Below are 1,725 nucleotides of genomic sequence, written 5' to 3'. Positions count from 1 at the left end.
CTTTTTAAGAGACACTAGTGTTTTGTTTTCATATTTTTATTAACAACCTGGGTGTGCTGGAATCTGGGGATTTTCTCCATTAAAAACAGAAAAATCAACCACCAATTGCCATCCAATTGCGGAAATTTTATCATTCCAACCGATATTTTTTAGGTTTGTGTCAATATGGTCTGTCGGACTTCCCGTTGGTGATGCAATACAATAAATCACGGATCCAGAATAATATGAGTCTTCAAAGCACGTAAGAACGGGGCGTATTGCTGATCCGCTATGTGTCTTATGGTGTGGAATACCTATAGAAATATATTCAATTGTATATGAAGAGTTAGGGTTCATTTTGTTAAACACTTTTATAGAAGATGTTTTGTCATTAAACCCTAAATCTTTTAGTTTTTGAACACTTGTTGCCCACGAAGTCGAAGCATAAGAAATAAGTTTTGTATCCTTAAAATTTCTATCATCATACAGTTCGGCAACTGCAAGAATCGGAGAGGTATTATTGGCCAACATCAAGTCGATTACTCCACTTCTTGTTGAATTACCTGTCATCTGTTCTGATTTATTTTCCAATGGAATAAAGTTATATTTATCCAGAAGTTTTTTCTCAGAGTAGAAATATTCAACGAATGTTGTCCCTGCTTCATTTGTGCTTACTACCGCAGCAATATTGGGAATGTTAACAATTTTTGAACGATAAACCTTATCATATTCTTCATTCAAATATTTTACAGAATCACCAACAGCTATGACATCTGTTTCATAGATTCGATTTTCGAATTTAATTACTAAATGCGATAGAGATGCATCTGAACTATTCGGTTCATTAAGCATCAAGTCTTCTTCCGAAGAACAGCTTTGCATAGCAATTAATATGCAAAAGCTAATTAATGCAAAAAATTTTTTCATTGCGTTTTGTTTATAATTATTATTGATATTGAAATATAATTGAATCATTTATAGTGTGATTTAATATTTTAAATTTTTGTTATGTAGTTAAAAATGGGTCATTTAAAAATTTAAAGTTGCCGTGTATTGTTGTTCGGTTCCATCCAAGGAATGTGTAATGACAAAGATGTCATAAGATCCTGATAATGACTCAAAATACATGGTGGGATCTGAATAAGTAATAACTCCCGTTACGACTGAAGTTTCATTATCCTTGATATCAATTTCAGCAAAACTGATACTCTCCGGCAAATCAATCGTAACATGATCGCCCGCATACATACACGTGAGATGCCTACCAGGACAACGAGGACGGTTCGAATTAGAAGTGAATATTCTAATCAATTGCTGCTGACCTTCATTTTTATTAGAAGAAGGCTTGCTTTCAGCATATATCTGAAAGCACATCATGGTGATTAAGGCGGCTATAATAGCCATAATTTTTTGTTTCATTTTTCTTTAAAATTTTAATGCAAAGTTAGCTTGATTAATCTATTACGTTTAACTTTTTATTGATTTTAATTACACTTTTAAATAATATAACTATCAAGTTATCAATATATTAGTACACACACATTTACATTAATTTCATTTTTATAAAAACTGTTACATTTGATTAATTTTTGAACCATTCTGTCACAGCATATATGATAAAGCGTATTATGTTTAATGTTCCAATTCAAGACAAAATGAAAATCCCCGGTTATCACTCTTTCCAAACCAATCATGTTTTATTTACACTGGCGTCTCTTAAAATCTGTTAATGCGAAATTGTTAAAC

General features: G+C 31.8%; 2 protein-coding genes. Both read right to left on the bottom strand.

The features are described from left to right. Nucleotides 1–39 precede the first annotated feature (39 nt). Nucleotides 40–906: a hypothetical protein gene (locus tag JX312_RS13205; RefSeq protein WP_148062024.1), complete on the bottom strand. Its 867-nt coding sequence runs from the start codon at nucleotides 904–906 to the stop codon at nucleotides 40–42. Between the two features lie 102 nt (nucleotides 907–1,008). Continuing rightward, the gene (locus JX312_RS13200) at nucleotides 1,009–1,398 is read right to left on the bottom strand and encodes a hypothetical protein (RefSeq protein WP_204458381.1); all 390 of its coding nucleotides are present in this window, start codon (nucleotides 1,396–1,398) and stop codon (nucleotides 1,009–1,011) included. Nucleotides 1,399–1,725 lie beyond the last annotated feature (327 nt).

The organism is Barnesiella sp. CU968 (assembly GCF_905219685.1).
Lineage (GTDB): Bacteria > Bacteroidota > Bacteroidia > Bacteroidales > Muribaculaceae > Lepagella > Lepagella muris_A.
Note: the sequence above shows the minus strand (reverse complement) of the source record. Positions and strands in the feature narration are given on the sequence as shown.